Origin of the sequence: uncultured Psychroserpens sp., assembly GCF_947500255.1 — a bacterium.
Classification (GTDB): Bacteria; Bacteroidota; Bacteroidia; order Flavobacteriales; family Flavobacteriaceae; genus Psychroserpens.
In genome coordinates, this window is the sequence record NZ_CANMRL010000009.1 from 35,989 (window position 1) to 51,012 (window position 15,024).

Below are 15,024 nucleotides of genomic sequence, written 5' to 3' on the forward strand. Positions count from 1 at the left end.
TTTATTTAAGCATCTTTGTTAAGATACCAAGAACGCTTCTTATTACAGTTGGACTTGTCAAAACTTTAACAATAGGGTTTTGTCTTGTGCTTCTACTTCTGGAACGAGATGTTTTTCGTTTGCTTTCTTCTTTTTCTAGAGCTTCTTTTTCTTTGCGCGCTTTTTCTTTAGCTTCTTCGGCTTCAGCGACTTCAATTTTTTTATTGAGCATTTCATAGGCACTCTCTCGGTCAATTTCCTCGTTGTATTTTTTAGCAAGTTTAGATTTCCCAAGTAAACTTCCTAATTCTGTTTCAGTTAATACATCCATCCTGCTCATTGGTGCACGCATCATCGTGGCAGCAAGCGGCGTTGGTTTTCCTTTTTCATTTAATGCCGAAACTAAAGCTTCTCCAATTCCCAGTGATGTAAGTACATCTGCGGTGTCATAATATGCGGTGTCAGGATAATTTTGCGCAGTTAGCTTGATTGCTTTCCTGTCTTTTGCAGTAAAGGCTCTCAATGCATGCTGAACTTTTAAACCTAATTGACCTAAAACAGCTTCAGGAACGTCTGTTGGATTTTGAGTGACGAAATATAAACCAATACCTTTACTTCTAATTAATTTGACAATACTTTCAATTTGGTTTAGTAGTGCTTTGGACGCTTCATTGAAGATTAAGTGCGCTTCATCAATAAACATAACCAACTCTGGTCGACCACTATCACCTTGCTCAGGAAATGTCGAGTATATTTCGGCCAGTAAGCTTAGCATGAAAGTTGAAAACAACTTAGGTTTGTCTTGAATGTCTGTTAAACGAATAATGTTGATGTATCCTCTTCCGTCATCATCAACACGTAGTAAATCGTCTACTTCAAATGATGTTTCACCAAAGAAGAGCTCGCCACCTTGTTGCTCTATTTCAACAACTTTTCTTAGAATTGCTCCTGTCGAAGCGGTAGAAATTCTTCCATAAGCTTCGGTAAATTCTTTTTTCCCTTCTTGAGTTGCGTATTGAAGTATCTTTTTAAAATCTTTTAAATCTAATAATGGTAATTTATTATCGTCACAATATTTAAAGATAACTGCAACCACACCAGATTGTGTTTCAGATAGGTCTAGAATTCGAGAGAGTAGTACAGGCCCAAACTCACTAACTGTAGCACGTAAGCGTACACCATCTTGTTCTGATAATGTTAAAATTTCTACTGGAAATGACTTAGGATCAAATTGTAAACCAATTTTTTCGTGACGCTCATCAATTTTTGGATGTCCAGGACTGGGTTGTGCTAACCCACTTAAATCTCCTTTGATATCCATTAAAAGTACTGGAACACCCTTTTCACTCAAATTTTCAGCTAGAACCTGAAGCGTTTTTGTTTTTCCAGTTCCAGTAGCACCAGCAATTAAACCATGTCTATTCATGGTTTTTAATGGTACATTGACATAAGCATTGGTTAATGTTTCGCCATCTAACATAGCAGAACCTAGCGTAATGTAGTCGCCTTTGTTAGTATTTCCGTCTGTGATTTCTTTTAAAAAATCGTCCGTTCTACTCATAATTCAAAATTTGCATAAAAATAGTGTAATTTTAGTCAAGTTTAAAATGAACTAAAATGAAAAACACATCTCCTTTTATAATTTTATTATTTCTCTTCGGAATGATGTCTTGCCAACAAAATAATCAAGATGTTATATTTCATAAATCGCATGAACCTAAAAAAGCTCAAGCACCATTTAGTGATGTGGTTGAAGCTAATGGTCTTTTGTTCTTGGCTGGCCAAGTAGGAATGAATCATAGTACACGTACATTAGTAGAAGGTGGAATAGAAGCAGAAACGAAACAATGTATTGAAAACATAAAAGCCGTTTTGAGTCTGCATGGATCTTCCTTGGATCGTGTTGTGAAATGTACTGTTGTACTAAAAGATATTAACGATTTTGCTGCTTTCAATGAGGTATATAAAACTTATTTTCCTAATAAACCAGCAAGAACAACATTCGCTGCTTCAGGTTTAGCAGTTAATGCTAATATCGAAATAGACGTTATTGCAGTGAAATAAATAAAATAACTTCTAACTTTTAAAGTATATTTGCAGGCTATGACGAGAAGAGAACGACAAGAACTGATAGACAAAGGTTTGTTACTTCCTTTAATGGAGGAATTTTATACAATTCAAGGAGAAGGATATCATAAAGGAACGGCTGCGTATTTTGTAAGAATTGGTGGCTGTGATGTAGGTTGTCATTGGTGTGATGTTAAAGAAAGCTGGTTGGCTGAATTGCATCCTCCAACAGCAACAGAAAAAATAGTTGAAAATGCTGCAAAATACAGTAAAACTATTGTAGTTACTGGTGGAGAGCCATTAACTTGGGATATGGGACCTTTGACAGAGCAGCTCAAAGCCAAAGGCTTACAAACACATATTGAAACTTCTGGAGCCTATAAGTTATCAGGAATTTGGGATTGGATTTGCCTCTCACCAAAAAAAATGAAACTGCCTACAGAAGAAGTTTATGCCAAAGCAGATGAGTTAAAATGCATCATTTACAATAAAGATGATTTTCGCTTTGCCGAAGAACAAGCTGCAAGAGTTAGTAAGGATTGTATTTTATACTTGCAACCAGAATGGAGCAAGCGTGATAAAGTAGTGCCTCAAATTGTTGACTATGTCATGGATAATCCTAAATGGAAAGTCTCTTTGCAAACACACAAGTATTTAAATATACCATAGAATAGAATAGTATAGTTAATCAAATTTAATATGCCAAAGAGGAAGAACCCTGTAGTATTAAGTTCTTTGGAATTAGAAAAGAAAGATACAAGAGAATTACTTGGGTATCTTAAACGTTTGCATCAATGTGAAGAATCATTTGAAGCTTCTGATTTAACAGAAAACATAGATTTAAAAAATGACAATATTATTTACTTCAAGAATACCGAAAAATGGAATATTGCTTACAGTAAGCTAAAATTCATTTTAAGTACTAGAGAACATTTGAACAAAAAAACATAAAAAAAGCTCTGAATTTTCAGAGCTTTTTTGTTTGAATAGAGTAGTTATTTGGTAAACGGAACAGCTATCCTAACAGTTCCCCAACCTAAATGCATATGAGCGCCATCTTTAGAATCTTCAAATACGATAGCGAAAGATTCTAGAGAGTCCTTAGCAGTAGTCACAGGTACGTTGAGTCGCGCCACATCATTTTCTTTTTTATAGAAATAACTTCCCCAAACGTTGAGGTCTTTACTTATTATTGCGGTCCATTCTGTATCACCAGGAATAACATAAAATGTGTAAGTCCCAGCAGGAACTTTTGTAGAACCTAACATCATATCTTTGTATAGTGTTAGTTCTGCAGCTTCATTAGCTCCAGTTCTCCAAACTTCTCCCTTTGGAGCCAATTTGTCAAGACTACGTCCTTTAAGCTGCGGTCTGCTATATGATATTTTAATGAGCTTGTCTGCATTTCTCCAGTTTGTAGGAAAGGAAGCGACATCCATCGGACTCTTATCCATTTTTGGAAAGTCTTGAGCGTTCATGTTTACCGATATAAGCATTAAGAATGCCATGGTAATTGCAGAAATAATTGATTTTGTTTTCATGATGTGTTTTTTAGTTAATTTGAATTGTATAAAGTTAAACCGCATAGGTCTTAATATTATATTAAATGTCGAGCCTTGATGTTAAAGTTTACAATTTTTCCTAAAAAATGATGAAATCATGTTACAATAATTACAATAAAGCATTAAATAATCAAATAAAGTTTTAAATTATAAGTATTTTATTGTTTTATATTTAATAATTATAATCTTAGCATCATATTTGCTTTATCAAATTAAATAAATACTAAAAAAATATAAAGATTAAAGCTATGTGTGGAATTGTATGTGCGTTTGATTTAAAACAGAAATCGGAAGACTTAAGACCTCAAATATTAGAAATGGCGAAAAGTATTCGTCACAGAGGACCGGACTGGAGTGGAATTTATAGTGATGAGAAAGCCATTTTGGCTCATGAACGTTTAGCTATTGTTGATCCAGCTTCGGGTAAACAACCTTTATTTAGTGAAGATAAAAAACTCATTTTGGCTGCCAATGGAGAAATTTATAACCATAGATTATTGCGCTCACAATTTGAAGGTAAATATCAGTTTCAAACCGAAAGCGACTGTGAAGTGATTTTAGCCTTATATCAAGAAAAAGGTGTTGATTTTGTGGATGAGATGAACGGCATCTTCGGATTTGCAATTTATGATGCTGAAAAGGATGAGTATTTTATAGCTCGAGATCATATGGGAATTATTCCTCTTTATATAGGTTGGGATCAAAACGGAACATTTTATGTCGCCTCAGAATTGAAAGCATTAGAAGGCGTATGTACCAAAATTGAATTGTTTCCTCCTGGACATTATATGTCTAGCAAAGATGGAAAATTTGTACAGTGGTATAAGCGTGATTGGATCGAGTATGAAGCTGTAAAGGATAATGATACAAGTATTGAAGAAGTAAAGCAAGCTTTAGAAGATGCTGTACATAGACAGCTTATGAGTGATGTGCCTTATGGAGTACTTTTGTCTGGTGGATTGGACTCTTCGGTAACATCAGCCATAGCTAAAAAATACTCTGAAAGACGTATAGAAGCTAATGATAAAGAAAAAGCTTGGTGGCCACAGCTGCACTCATTTTCTGTTGGTTTAGAGGGATCTCCTGATTTGGCTGCTGCTAAAAAAGTAGCTGATCACATTGGTACAGTGCATCATGAAATAAAGTTTACAATTCAAGAAGGCTTAGATGCTATAAGAGATGTGATATATAATATAGAAACTTATGATATTACGACAATCCGTTCATCCACACCAATGTATTTAATGGCGAGAGTAATTAAATCAATGGGTATTAAAATGGTGTTATCTGGTGAAGGCGCAGATGAAATTTTTGGAGGCTATTTATATTTTCATAAGGCACCAAATGCAAGAGAGTTTCATGAAGAAACAGTTCGTAAATTAGATAAATTACATATGTATGATTGTTTAAGAGCAAATAAAAGTTTAGCAGCTTGGGGAATTGAAGGGAGAGTTCCGTTTTTAGATAAAGAATTTATGGACGTTGCCATGCGTATCAATCCTAAAGATAAAATGATCAATGGCGAACGTATGGAGAAATGGGTTATTCGTAAAGCATTTGAAGATATGATACCAGAAAGTGTAGCTTGGAGGCAAAAGGAACAGTTCAGTGATGGAGTAGGTTATAGCTGGATTGATACGCTAAAGGCGCTTGTTGAGAGAGAAGTTACTGATGAGCAAATGAACAATGCTAAATTTCGTTATCCAATCCAAACTCCAATAAATAAAGAGGAATACTATTACAGAAGCATTTTTGAAAGTCACTTCCCAAGCGATGCTGCAGCCTTAAGTGTTCCGCAAGAGCCTAGTGTTGCATGTAGTACAAAAATTGCTTTAGAGTGGGATGAGGCATTTAAAAACATGAATGATCCTTCTGGTAGAGCAGTAGCAAAAGTTCATGCCGATGCTTATTAATAAAAAGAAAAAAGGAGGCTAATAGCTCTCCTTTTTTTTCGATTAATAATTTTATCCCTAAAAATTATTAATCTCTCCATCCCAAAATTATAAACCTGAGTATGACTTATTTTATTACGAGTTTATATATTTCTATAAGACTTAAAATTGCAACAAAGCTAGATATAGAAAATAGTATAATCCATATTAAATTATAAAAGCTAAATTGTTTTTTATTAGTTGTTTTCATAATCATTTTTTTAAGGGAAGGCTATGTTAATACAATCACCTTCCCAAGTATTAACAGCTTAATTATCTTTTTATTATTCTCTTAGTAACAATGGCTTTACTATTTGTATCTGTAATGTTTATGAGATACATACCACTTTCAAAATTTGAAATATTAATTTGTAAAGCATTGCTTAAATTAGAAGTATTTTGATATACTTTTCTTCCTCTTAAATCGTACATTTCTACTGAAGCATTAATACTCTCACTTGAATTATTGCTAATATTAATTATATCTATAGCTGGATTAGGAAATACATTTAGTGTATTAGAAAGACTAAAATCATCTACACTTAATGATTCGCAGTCAGTTCCAGTTAAGCGTGTTACAATAATTGCATTATCAGAAATATCAGAACAATCTAAGTTGTCAAGAGATGATAAAGGTTGGCCAATTTGATCAAGTCCGTTATTAGGAACACCTCTATAAGACCATCCCCAAATTTCACATACACCTGCTCCAGCACCGTCTAAATCAATAACGTTAGTATTAACAACATTTAAAATTAATCCAGTATTTGCGTCTGTAATAACATATCTATAGGATAGATTTTCAGCACCAGGATTTTCATGTATAACGTCTAACGGGTTTGGAAGGCCATCTCCTGCGCAAATTGAAATTTCTGTATCTCCATTTGAAAGACTTACAGTACCACCATCGGCAGCTTCACGGATAACATTTACAGCATTATCAGAGATGTCTGAACATTCAGCAGCATCAAGATCAGCTAAAGGTCCACCAATAAACGATGCACCATTATCAGCCATTCCTCTGTATGACCATCCCCAAATTTGACAAGTACCAACACCAGCACCATTAAGATCGATAGTTGCAGAAGGAGATATAGCTAAGATTACCGAAGCATCTTCGTTGGTAATCACATATCTATAAGATAAATTCTCAGCTCCAGGATTCTCATGAATGATCACTAAAGGATCGGCTTGTGAATCAACACAAATAACAGCTTCAGTGTCACCATTAAAAGAAGTTGTATTATTAGGATTTCCAGTAGCTGCAAGATCGATAGCAACAGTACCACCATCGGCAGCTTCACGGATAACATTTACAGCATTATCAGAGATGTCTGAACATTCAGCAGCATCAAGATCAGCTAAAGGTCCACCAATAAACGATGCACCATTGTCAGCCATTCCTCTGTATGACCATCCCCAAATTTGACAAGTACCAGCACCAGCACCATTAAGATCGATAGTTGCAGAAGGAGATATAGCTAAGATTACCGAAGCATCTTCGTTGGTAATCACATATCTATAAGATAAATTCTCAGCTCCAGGATTCTCATGAATGATCACTAAAGGATCGGCTTGTGAATCAACACAAATAACAGCTTCAGTGTCACCATTAAAAGATGTTGTATTATTAGGATTTCCAGTGGCTGCAAGATCGATAGCAACAGTACCACCATCGGCAGCTTCGCGGATAACATTTACAGCATTATCAGAGATGTCTGAACATTCAGCAGCATCAAGATCAGCTAAAGGTCCACCAATAAACGATGCACCATTATCAGCCATTCCTCTGTATGACCATCCCCAAATTTGACAAGTACCAACACCAGCGCCATTAAGATCGATAGTTGCAGAAGGAGATATAGCTAAGATTACCGAAGCATCTTCGTTGGTAATCACATATCTATAAGATAAATTCTCAGCTCCAGGATTCTCATGAATGATCACTAAAGGATCGGCTTGTGAATCAACACAAATAACAGCTTCAGTGTCACCATTAAAAGAAGTTGTATTATTAGGATTTCCAGTAGCTGCAAGATCGATAGCAACAGTACCACCATCGGCAGCTTCACGGATGACTTGTACTGGATTTGATAAATCAAAGCATCCAGTTAAATCTGATAAGCTATTACCAACTATATTTCCAGAAAAATCATTCTCGTAGCGTACATACCAAATTTCACATATACCAGTTCCTGCGCCATTTAAATTAAAAGGCCCACTACTTGGAAGTCCTAAGATTTCATTCGTAGCGGCATCAGTAATAATAAATCCTGAATTAGTACCTACACTGCCAGAGCCTATATTTACATTAATGAAGTCATCTTGGTTATCAACACAAATAACAGCGTTTAAACCGTCAGCAGCAACTGTAGTGGTATTGTTTAAATTAGTATTATCAATTGTAATATCTGCAGCATGCGCATTACATATAACAATATTATTATCACTACCTAGAGTGTCAGTATCTTCAAAATAATCAGAAGGGCTATCACCTGTGCCATCATATTGTAGAGATAGAGATTCTCCAAATGCAGGAATAAAATCTGTTGCAATACTCCAAACTCCTGCGCCTACCGCAACGTTTGCACGACCGTGATTTCCAGATCCCCATTGAATATAATCTACTATAGCAGAACTACTTCCAAAAGAGTTAGTTGAGTATAAACCTAATTCACCATCGGCACTATCGATAAAGTTGAATCCGCTTATTTCTAAGATTGCTCCTGGAGTCATATTAAGGTTTCCGGACTCTACAGTGATAGAACCATTATTCAATTGTCTATAACTAGGGAAGTCACATAACCAATAGGTTGAGACATCTATTGTTGTAGCACCTAAATTTTTAAGTTCTACGCTTCCGTTTTCTTTAACTTCATTTATAACAATTTGAGCTTGTGAAAAGCTAACTGCGAATAAAAAGAAAAAAAGAAACACTACTTTGTTAAAATGTGTGGCAGAAATCGTGGGCCACTTTTTGAGTACTTTTTTCATCATTCAATTTTTTTTGTGATTAAAATGTTTTATTAATTTGATGATGCAAATAAAATGAGGAAAGGAACCTTAATACAATTAAATTATAGCGAAGCGGAAAATGGGGCTTTAAAACGGAATTGTTGAAAGTATTGTAAACAGTGGTGTTGTCATCTTTTTGTTTGGAAATCACTACGACTTAGAAGTTATTGGCGTTTATTTGAAGAATTTTGAAGAATTAAACCTTTTTTAAGTGAATTGTATTAATATACCATAGTGAGACTTTTTTGTATTTAATCTAAATGAGTTTAGTTTTATTCTAAAAGACACAAGGAATTATAATAAAGAAAAAAGGCATCAATACTATTGATGCCTTTTAGGTTGGTTATTAAATATAAGTAGGTAACGTTAATCGGGCTTAATTCCAAAATGTAGAGCCAAAATCATCAGCTTCTCCAGTAAAGTTGTAAGGGGATCCTCCTTGTAAAAAATTATCGGCATTATCCCAGCGTCCAGCAGTTACCGCTTGGTTAACTCGAGCTTGATTGGCAGCACCCCATTGTACATAATCTACTAGTACGTTTGGATCTGTAGATCCAAATGAATTTGTAGAAAAAATACTTAACCCATCTGCTGTTGGATTCACATCATAAGATAATGTAATACTAGCATTAGGTGCTAAGTTTGTTGAACCTGAAGCCGCATTAGAAACTTGAACATAGGTTCCAGGTCCAAGACATAACCAGTAATCTCCTATATCTATTGCTGTACCTCCAAGGTTAGATATCGTAACTTGGTCTGTTGTGGTATTGACTTCCAAAATCTTTACAACACTAGGAGTTGGTGTGACTACTACAGTTGTTCCTTCCCAAAAAGTAGATCCAAATTGATTGGCTTGTCCATTAAAAATGTAAGGAGACCCTTCTTGAACGAAGTTGTTAGCATTATCCCAACGTCCAGCTGTTATGGCTTGGTTAACTCGAGCTTGATTGGCAGCTCCCCATTGTACATAATCTAAAAGTACGTTTGGGTCTGATGATCCAAATGTGTTGGTAGTAAAAATACTAAGTCCGTCTGCGGTAGGGTTAACATCATATGATAGAGTGATGTTTTGATTTGGACTTAAGTTTGTTGAACTATTTGTAGCATCGGAAATTTGAACATAAGTTCCAGGACCTAAGCATAGCCAGTAAGTACCAATATCTACTGAAGCATCACCAAAATTTGAAATAATAATTTCGTCTGTGTCGGCATTTACCTCTGTAATGCGAATAATACTCTCGCCAATATCAATTGGATTAATAGTGTCGTCATCTGAACTACAGCTTGCAAATAAAGCTGTTAGTATCATGAATAAAAAAAAATTTTTCATTTTCATTGCGTTTAAATTTGTTTAAATTATTTGATACCGTAAATGACGTCTGTTTTTATGCATCCTGACAACAAAAAAGTGCGAAACGGAAAATTGCCAGTTAAAACGGAAAATTTGTAGACTTATTTATTTCAAAAGGATTATTACAATTGAATATGATAAGTAGCGTGGAAGCCAAAGAAGAAATTTCCATCTCTAAAATTAAAGTTTTGGGCAGTTTGAGTGATGAAAGCATCTTCAGTGAAAATTTGATTATTGGTCATTTTAAACTGTAATAATAAGTCACTAACTTCCCAATTTGCTCCTAGTGAGAACGCACCAAAAGTTTCTATAGATTTTAGAGGATTTGCAACATAATAATATTCTGAAACAATAGAGACGTGATTGCTTACTTTATAACGTGAGCCAAAACCTACAGCGAAATGATTATGATCATCGACACTAAAATTAGAAGATGTTCTATGAACGAATGTCGGTGATATTTGAAGCGAAAAATCTCTCGTTATTTTTCTTGCAATTAATAGTTGAGTTGTAAAAGCCAATTTTTCACCAAAAGTATTTCTACGTTCAATTCCTTTTATGGATCGCGTTCGGTAAGTGCTTGTTTGCAATAAGGTTATACCTACAGGACTTCCTTTTTTTGTTGTACTTTGTTGAAATAGCCTATACTTTAAGTAAGAATCGATTATGCCATTTGGGTTTCCAGAGCCTATTCCAAAGGTTAAACGATCGGAAATCCCATAATCCAATCCTACTCTTGTGCACATTCTATCAGCTATAAAAGAATTACTTGTCTCTTGTGGAACATTCCAATAACGGCTCATAAAGGAAATTTCTAATGTATTCTTTTTCCGAGTCTCAATAGAATGACCAATAGAAAGTCGAGTACCTTTAAATGTAGACATTACATAATTTTTTGTTTCTAAATCTTCATTGGCCAATTTGTCTAGCAAATTTTGAGATGATAAACATGATGGTATACTTAAGAAAAGTACAAACTGTAGTATTTTACTTTTCATGTTGAGAATATTTAAAATTAAAAGTAACTTCTATTTTTTTTGAAATATTGGGTGACAATAAAGCGGGTACTTTGATATTATAATCGTCTATTAAAATGTCTAGACCTCCTTTGATAATGTAATTTCCATCAACTATGGATATGGTAGCTTTAATGTCGACTGATTTGGTAACATCTTTCAATGTAAAATCACCTTTTATAATGCGAGTTTGCATGGTTTCAATACTTGGGTCAAAATCTATGATTTTTCCACTAAATGTTGCTTCAGGATATAGGTCGGATTCAATATAACTTTCGTTGAAATGTTCATGCATTAATGATTTCTTAAAAACGAAGGCCCTCATCAAAATTCTTACCGCAACTTCATTTGTCTTGGTGTCAAAGATACTTAAGGCTTGATTGTTAGTTGCTTGAATGTTTTCTACTGGAGTATAAGAGAAAAAAGAGACTTCGCCTTGTCTTTCAATGTACTCTTCTTTATAATCTTTTTTGTTTGGAAAATGAGAAGGGTAATTAATAAAAGCGATAAGAATTAATAGTAAAGTTTTATTCATGAATACTCTTTTTATATAATAACACAATTCAATAATATAACATCCATTAAATGACCTTTTAATATGCCTTTAATTTTAACTCTTTTCCCTATGTTAAGTTGTGATACTTTTTCAATTTGATCACTTTGTAATTCGCATAAAATATATGTTTTATGATTGCCATCAGTTAAATACAGCGTATAGATATCATTTTTATATTTTATCTCTTTTAAAATACCATCAACTTCAATAGCTTTTTCTATAAATTGTCCAAGCGATTGATTTTTATATTCAAAAATCAATTCATTTGTTGTTAGTTGTTTAGTAGTTTGTTTCTGATTCGTATTACTATCAGATTTGGTTATTAAATCTATTGTTATAATTGTAATCGAAATAAGTAAAAACACGGCTACAAAAATTTTATCCAAATGTCGCTTTATCATAATTCTAATTAATTATTTAACCTATTATATACTACCTTAAATTGGTTACTATTTCTAATAATTAATGTAAAAGTATGTAATTAAACTCCCAAAAAAACGTCTATAGTAGCACAAAATAATTGAAACGGAAAAATGAATCTTAAAGTGGAATTTTGAGCTTTGAATTTTTTATGTTTTGATTACCTAACGTTTAAATTAGTGGTATAAATTAGATAACCTTACAAACCAACAATGAAAAATTATAGAATTTATATTCTGATATCAATCATTTTTAGTGTTTTATACTTGATAATATCTTATTTAGCAATAAACTTTATTTCTAAGAGCAGTTCAATTTTGCTCATTGAAAATGAAATTAATTCAGCAAAAAGAAGAGCTAAAGAGATTTCTTTGATAAGCTCAAAAGCTCTTGAAAATAAGTTAGAAAAGAATAATGTTGTAGACGCAATTCAAAAAAGTATCGAAGATGTTAACGAAGAAAATATTTTTTTATCAGTAATCGATTGGTCTGGTAAGATTGTTTGTTATCCAGATATTACAAAGGTTGGAGCCGTTGATGCTAGGGAGAACCCTTTGGTCTCTAGTGTAAAAAATGAAGTTTCAATTGAAGACCTCTATGCTTTTATAAGCGATTATAATTTAGAAGGTAAAGAGCAAAACACTTCTGAGATTATTCGTCTTGATCCCATACCAAATTCTGATATGATCATTGCTACTCATATCAATTTAAAAAACATTATTAGCAAACTAGATAGTTTTAAAAGTGGCTTTTTGTTTGTGTTTCTTATTCTCGGACTCATAATTTTAATTTTTCTATTAGGAATCACACGTTATATAGGTAGTTATTATTATGAAGCTTTAGAACAACGTTCTTCTCGTTTAGAAGACGGAATGCTTAATTTATCAAAGCTCAATACGTCATTGGAGAACTACCAAAAAAATATTGCAATTATAAAAGAACAGCAAGCTAAGGCCGAAATTGAAGCATTTGAAAAAGAAGATGAAGACCAAGTAAAAGAATTGCCTAAAAAAAGACTTCTTACCTACATTAGGAATGAATTAATGCCTGTTTCAATAGAAGACATTTCTTATATCTATGTTGAAAACACCATTACTTATATTGTTAGAAAGGATGGAAAGCGCTATACAGCTAATGATAGTTTAGACCAAATTTATTCGTCTTTGGATCAAAAATTATTTTTTAGGGCTAATAGGCAAATAATTGTGTCGATCTACGCTATAGATAAGATCATTAAATTTGGGAATAGTTCTCTTAAAATAGAAACGAAACCTGCTTCGGAAATTGATATCGTTATTGGCAAAAATAAAGCATCTTCTTTTAAACAATGGTTAGATCTATAGTGGGTTAAACCTTAATAGTTACACGCTTAATCTTTTTTTTGCTAGTTTAAAAATCAAAGCTATATATTTGCTGAAACCCTTATGGATACTGTATGTGACATATAGGTGACATTTAAATGTCGTGTTAAAGACCAAGAATACGCTATAGATTTGTGTCAATAAAAATGACCAAAATGAAACAACGTACACTTAAAGAAAATTTAGTATACCAACGAAAGTTAAAAGGGTACACGCAAGAAGAACTTTCTCATCAAACTGGAGTTACTGTTCGTACAATTCAGCGTATTGAAAAAGGAGAGGTGCAACCTCATTTGCAAACTGTAAAATTATTAGCAGAAGGTCTAGAAATTGATGTTAATGATTTACTAGTTTTAGATAATCCAAATGAAGAAACTCTTAAAAGAAAATGGATGATGTTAATTCATGGTTCTCCATTTTTTGGATTGCTCATACCATTTGCAAACATCTTGATTCCAATATTTATATGGGTTAGCAAGAGCGAAGATAATAAAGTTTATGATGAGCATGGGAGAGCAGTCATTAACTTTCACTGTACCTTAAATCTCATGTTAATTGTATCACTATTACTGTTTTTTCCATTACCTGGGTATAATTTTTTTGGAACTGTTGCTGTATTTCTTTTTGGTATTGTATTTAGCATTAAGAGTTTAATGTCTGCCTTAAGCAAAGGGACATACTACTATCCCCTTTCTATTCCATTTTTAAAACCAAAAAGTAAAGTTTAATCTTTTTAAAATTTCATTTCAAATGTTAGGATTATTAGTCATAATAGTAATCTCATGGGTGCTGTTGCATTTCATTGAGAAAAAGAACTTAAATGTTCTAGGAATCATTCCGAATAAAAATCGAACAATCCAGTTTATAATTGGCTTAATAATGATAAGCTTAATCTGTCTTTTAATGATCTATATTGAAACGCAGATAAAGTCGATTACATGGAAACAACAAGTGATTAATTATAAATCAATGGGTAGTGCATTTATCTATCACCTTAGATCTGCTTTAACAGAAGATTTGGTGTTTAGAGGAGCCCTTTTGTATATCCTCATAAGTAGAATAGGAAGTAAATGGGCAATTTTGATATCTGCATTTATCTTTGGGGTTTATCATGTCTTTTCTTATGGAATGACGAATGATAGAATTGTTCCTATCATATACGTTGTTCTGGTTACAGGGTTTACTGGATATGTTTGGGCTTATGGATTTCATAAAACTAAATCAATCATGCTGGGTTTGGGGCTTCATATAGGCTATAATTTTATAATGACCTGCTTTTATCCAAGTCAGCCTTTTGGAGAGCTGCTATTTACCGAACTTTCAAAAACCGACTTGTCCGAATGGAATCAATTCTATTATTCACTATTTAGAGGGTTCTTTCCTTCTATAATGACACTAATAGGTTTTAAGCTCTTATTTAAATCAAATCTCTTTGTTAATCACATTAAGGAGGAAAATGCCAAATAATATAAAACACTTGTTATCTAGATATCCCATAGCAACACGCTTAATATTGACCCTTTTAGCAGTCACCTATTTAATTTGGAAATGGAATGATTTCCCATGGCTTAAAAAGCGAAAAAACACGCCTGAAATTTAGACGTTGTAGACATTTTTTAAATCTGAAATATCACCTCTAAAGCCTTTTTCAATTTTAGTGTTTTTACACAGGTGTTAAAAAGCAAGAAAATCGATTTTAAGCTACTTTTTAGACGATTTAAGACATTTTTAAGTAATTAACAAATGTTGATAATTATTGTTTTCAA

Annotated in this window: 14 protein-coding genes; 7 read left to right on the forward strand and 7 right to left on the reverse strand. The window is 33.2% G+C overall.

All coding sequences use genetic code 11. From position 1 onward, the window contains the following. Position 1: 1 nt before the first annotated feature. Positions 2-1,540, reverse strand: coding sequence for a helicase HerA-like domain-containing protein (locus Q0783_RS18180; protein WP_298897539.1), 1,539 nt, complete (start codon positions 1,538-1,540; stop codon positions 2-4). A 56-nt stretch (positions 1,541-1,596) separates the two neighbouring features. Between Q0783_RS18180 and Q0783_RS18185 the strand changes: the two genes are divergently transcribed. The 3 genes from Q0783_RS18185 to Q0783_RS18195 are packed head-to-tail and all read left to right on the forward strand — an operon-like array spanning position 1,597 to position 2,997. After that, positions 1,597-2,043: a Rid family detoxifying hydrolase gene (locus Q0783_RS18185; RefSeq protein ID WP_298897540.1), complete on the forward strand. Its 447-nt coding sequence runs from the start codon at positions 1,597-1,599 to the stop codon at positions 2,041-2,043. A gap of 39 nt (positions 2,044-2,082) precedes the next feature. After that, positions 2,083-2,715: a 7-carboxy-7-deazaguanine synthase QueE gene (locus tag Q0783_RS18190; RefSeq protein WP_298897541.1), complete on the forward strand. Its 633-nt coding sequence runs from the start codon at positions 2,083-2,085 to the stop codon at positions 2,713-2,715. A gap of 30 nt (positions 2,716-2,745) precedes the next feature. After that, positions 2,746-2,997 (forward strand): hypothetical protein, encoded by a 252-nt coding sequence (locus Q0783_RS18195; protein ID WP_298897542.1) that lies wholly within the window; start codon positions 2,746-2,748, stop codon positions 2,995-2,997. Positions 2,998-3,041: 44 nt separating this feature from the next. Here the strand turns inward: Q0783_RS18195 and Q0783_RS18200 are convergent, their stop codons facing one another. Further along, on the reverse strand, positions 3,042-3,587 hold the full coding sequence (locus Q0783_RS18200; protein ID WP_298761822.1) for a DUF2911 domain-containing protein: 546 nt from the start codon (positions 3,585-3,587) through the stop codon (positions 3,042-3,044). Between the two features lie 269 nt (positions 3,588-3,856). Here Q0783_RS18200 and asnB point away from each other — a divergent pair, with 269 nt between their 5' ends. Next, positions 3,857-5,521 (forward strand): asparagine synthase B, encoded by a 1,665-nt coding sequence (gene asnB, locus Q0783_RS18205; protein WP_298897544.1) that lies wholly within the window; start codon positions 3,857-3,859, stop codon positions 5,519-5,521. A gap of 291 nt (positions 5,522-5,812) precedes the next feature. On the opposite strand, the gene Q0783_RS18210 is transcribed toward asnB, so the two are convergent. The 5 genes from Q0783_RS18210 to Q0783_RS18230 all read right to left on the reverse strand — a co-directional run bounded on the left by Q0783_RS18210 (position 5,813) and on the right by Q0783_RS18230 (position 11,878). Next, the gene (locus tag Q0783_RS18210; protein WP_298897545.1) at positions 5,813-8,536 is read right to left on the reverse strand and encodes a T9SS type A sorting domain-containing protein; all 2,724 of its coding nucleotides are present in this window, start codon (positions 8,534-8,536) and stop codon (positions 5,813-5,815) included. Between the two features lie 394 nt (positions 8,537-8,930). Continuing rightward, on the reverse strand, positions 8,931-9,884 hold the full coding sequence (locus tag Q0783_RS18215; protein WP_298897547.1) for a hypothetical protein: 954 nt from the start codon (positions 9,882-9,884) through the stop codon (positions 8,931-8,933). A 143-nt stretch (positions 9,885-10,027) separates the two neighbouring features. Continuing rightward, on the reverse strand, positions 10,028-10,903 hold the full coding sequence (locus Q0783_RS18220) for a DUF5777 family beta-barrel protein (protein ID WP_298897548.1): 876 nt from the start codon (positions 10,901-10,903) through the stop codon (positions 10,028-10,030). Further along, the gene (locus tag Q0783_RS18225) at positions 10,893-11,456 is read right to left on the reverse strand and encodes a YceI family protein (protein WP_298761831.1); all 564 of its coding nucleotides are present in this window, start codon (positions 11,454-11,456) and stop codon (positions 10,893-10,895) included. The genes Q0783_RS18220 and Q0783_RS18225 overlap by 11 nt, the downstream gene beginning before the upstream one ends. Positions 11,457-11,467: 11 nt before the next feature. After that, the gene (locus tag Q0783_RS18230) at positions 11,468-11,878 is read right to left on the reverse strand and encodes a hypothetical protein (protein ID WP_298897550.1); all 411 of its coding nucleotides are present in this window, start codon (positions 11,876-11,878) and stop codon (positions 11,468-11,470) included. Between the two features lie 231 nt (positions 11,879-12,109). Here Q0783_RS18230 and Q0783_RS18235 point away from each other — a divergent pair, with 231 nt between their 5' ends. The 3 genes from Q0783_RS18235 to Q0783_RS18245 all read left to right on the forward strand — a co-directional run bounded on the left by Q0783_RS18235 (position 12,110) and on the right by Q0783_RS18245 (position 14,725). Further along, positions 12,110-13,240 carry a LytTR family DNA-binding domain-containing protein gene (locus tag Q0783_RS18235; protein WP_298897552.1) on the forward strand — a complete coding sequence of 377 codons (1,131 nt, stop codon included), beginning with the start codon at positions 12,110-12,112 and terminating at the stop codon, positions 13,238-13,240. Between the two features lie 173 nt (positions 13,241-13,413). Further along, a complete protein-coding gene (locus Q0783_RS18240; protein WP_298897563.1) occupies positions 13,414-13,986 on the forward strand; it encodes a helix-turn-helix domain-containing protein in 573 nt (190 codons plus the stop codon). 175 nt (positions 13,987-14,161) lie between these two features. Further along, a complete protein-coding gene (locus Q0783_RS18245; RefSeq protein WP_298897565.1) occupies positions 14,162-14,725 on the forward strand; it encodes a CPBP family intramembrane glutamic endopeptidase in 564 nt (187 codons plus the stop codon). The last annotated feature ends 299 nt before the right edge of the window (positions 14,726-15,024 follow it).

Bases quoted from the DNA above. Each gene is read 5' to 3' on its own strand.
- asnB (WP_298897544.1), top strand. From the start codon at position 3,857: ATGTGTGGAATTGTATGTGCGTTTGATTTAAAACAGAAATCGGAAGAC.
- Q0783_RS18235 (WP_298897552.1), top strand. From the start codon at position 12,110: ATGAAAAATTATAGAATTTATATTCTGATATCAATCATTTTTAGTGTT.
- Q0783_RS18190 (WP_298897541.1), top strand. From the start codon at position 2,083: ATGACGAGAAGAGAACGACAAGAACTGATAGACAAAGGTTTGTTACTT.
- Q0783_RS18210 (WP_298897545.1), bottom strand. From the start codon at position 8,536: ATGATGAAAAAAGTACTCAAAAAGTGGCCCACGATTTCTGCCACACAT.
- Q0783_RS18185 (WP_298897540.1), top strand. From the start codon at position 1,597: ATGAAAAACACATCTCCTTTTATAATTTTATTATTTCTCTTCGGAATG.
- Q0783_RS18230 (WP_298897550.1), bottom strand. From the start codon at position 11,878: ATGATAAAGCGACATTTGGATAAAATTTTTGTAGCCGTGTTTTTACTT.
- Q0783_RS18240 (WP_298897563.1), top strand. From the start codon at position 13,414: ATGAAACAACGTACACTTAAAGAAAATTTAGTATACCAACGAAAGTTA.
- Q0783_RS18195 (WP_298897542.1), top strand. From the start codon at position 2,746: ATGCCAAAGAGGAAGAACCCTGTAGTATTAAGTTCTTTGGAATTAGAA.
- Q0783_RS18200 (WP_298761822.1), bottom strand. From the start codon at position 3,587: ATGAAAACAAAATCAATTATTTCTGCAATTACCATGGCATTCTTAATG.
- Q0783_RS18245 (WP_298897565.1), top strand. From the start codon at position 14,162: ATGATCTATATTGAAACGCAGATAAAGTCGATTACATGGAAACAACAA.
- Q0783_RS18215 (WP_298897547.1), bottom strand. From the start codon at position 9,884: ATGAAAAATTTTTTTTTATTCATGATACTAACAGCTTTATTTGCAAGC.
- Q0783_RS18180 (WP_298897539.1), bottom strand. From the start codon at position 1,540: ATGAGTAGAACGGACGATTTTTTAAAAGAAATCACAGACGGAAATACT.
- Q0783_RS18220 (WP_298897548.1), bottom strand. From the start codon at position 10,903: ATGAAAAGTAAAATACTACAGTTTGTACTTTTCTTAAGTATACCATCA.
- Q0783_RS18225 (WP_298761831.1), bottom strand. From the start codon at position 11,456: ATGAATAAAACTTTACTATTAATTCTTATCGCTTTTATTAATTACCCT.